This is a genomic window from Nocardia sp. NPDC060220 (assembly GCF_042727815.1).
Taxonomy (GTDB): domain Bacteria; phylum Actinomycetota; class Actinomycetes; order Mycobacteriales; family Mycobacteriaceae; genus Nocardia.
On record NZ_JBHWZY010001115.1, the window covers coordinates 1 to 1,882 of the forward strand.

Below are 1,882 nucleotides of genomic sequence, written 5' to 3' on the forward strand. Positions count from 1 at the left end.
CCAATGGCGGCAACTCGAGCGACCGGGTCTCGCCGATCGATGACGACTACATCGACAACTTGGATGCACTCACACGCGACCTCGAAGACATCGAATCGATTGCCGCATCAGCACTTTCGGACAAACCGATAGACCACTCAGCCACGAAGCGCATCGTGAGCGCATCTACCGGCCTCACCTATTCCGAACTCACTGCCCACCATCAGCAGCGTCGCGAAGTCGAGGGATGGGGTGAGGCCGACATCGCCGACATCCTCGACCCGATCGCGCTGCACCAGCTCGATGGGTGGCGGGCGGCCCAAAGGGTTCCGTGGGAACGTGGCGACTTGGTCGTCGTGGGCGTCTCCGGGCTCATCGGCGCACTCGGAAATCTCTACGACAACCAGGTAGACGCTGCAGTGCTCAGCGGCCTGTCCTTGTTGAAGAAGACCGACCTGCTGCGCCGATGGGAGAGGGAGACCGCCCGCCTTCCCATCGACTACACCGGCCCGAAATTCGGCGGTCCGGCACACCGCGTTCGGTCGGCCGGCCACGATATCGGCCGGTTCTTCGCCGCCCTCAATCAGATCCGCACGGGAACCTTCGAAGGTACGTGGTGGGAGGACGGACAGCGGATGGTCGAAAAGGTTGCGACAACTCGCTCCGGTCTGCCGTTCGCCCAAGCGCCCGAGCGGCATCTCGCAGTCGCGCTTCTGTTGAAACACTGGGCGGCAGATTTTGTCACCCCGATGAACTTGCCGCTGCCGGGTTGGACACTTCTCGGCGAGATGTCGAACCCTGACCTGCGAAAGTTTGCCAATGACGCGTACGCCGGAACGAACTCCGGCGACGGGTTGAACCTGCGCTCCGGGATGCTGACCCCGGGCCTAGGGATGCTCGCGACCGAGGTCGTCATCCGAACTCACACCCACCTCGGGGCATACCGCTCCACGGGCACGCCACGGCTGGTGACTTCCGCAGCGGCCAAACACACGGAGATGCTGCTCGCCGCACACGCCGCAGCCGGAGCGATCAGCGTATCGAAGACCACCGCAGCCGCAATTGCTGGTGAAACCGTCGTCGCCGCTCGACATCTCAACATTCCTGTTCTCATGAGGATCGGCATGCTCGCGTTGAAGGTCCGCTCCGACACCGCGGCCCGCGCGGAAGCCGGAGCACCGTCGTGGGAAAAGCTGCTCGCTGACGAAGCGGCAACTTGGACCCTGCCCGAGGCGCTCACCATCGCGGAACTACTTACGTCCCCATAGATTCCGTGCGCCGCCGACAATCGCCGCAGTGTCAGCGCGAAGTCCGTCGCGGTGTGCGGTGGCACGGACCGAGCGGCCACTCGCGCGACGGTTCGCAGCAGGCCATGGATGGCGATTCGATAGCGTTCGGGGCGATGCACCAATCATGTCGGTGGCGGCTGCGATCGTTCCAACTGGGCACACCTGTTGTCCGACCGGATCGCGGGGGGTTGGCGAGGATTACGGTCGGCGTTCGAGGGCGCTCAGGAAGCTTTCGGCAGCATCCTGGACCCGGTTCCGGTCGCCGGTAGTGAGAAGATCGAGCAGCAGTCCACGAATCGTCGCGATCACCAATGTGGCTGTGCGGGTGGCGGTCTCAGCATCAGTGTCCGGTATTTGCGCCTCGCGTAAAGCGGCCATCCAATCGGTGACGACGTGGTCGAGGAAGTCCGCGAACTGCTGGGGGGCTTGCAGGGCGCGGCCGTAGGCGGCGAAGAACAGCCGGAACTCCGCCTGCATGCGTGGGTCGGAGGTTCGAGTCCAGACCGCGCGTGCTGCCGTCGCCAGGTCGGGATGCGGACCCGCTGCGTCACTGGTGGCGGCGAACATGCGCCGACGTAACCGCTCGAGGACGACCTGGAGCATCTGCTCCTTGG

At 64.3% G+C, this 1,882-nt stretch carries 2 protein-coding genes; one reads left to right on the forward strand and one right to left on the reverse strand.

From position 1 onward, the window contains the following. On the forward strand, positions 1-1,247 hold a 1,247-nt coding region (locus ACFWF3_RS34240; protein WP_379318172.1), incomplete at its 5' end, for a hypothetical protein. Positions 1,248-1,466: 219 nt separating this feature from the next. On the opposite strand, the gene ACFWF3_RS34245 is transcribed toward ACFWF3_RS34240, so the two are convergent. Further along, positions 1,467-1,882, reverse strand: a 416-nt coding sequence (locus ACFWF3_RS34245) for a TetR/AcrR family transcriptional regulator (RefSeq protein ID WP_379318174.1), incomplete at its 5' end; no start/stop codon positions are given.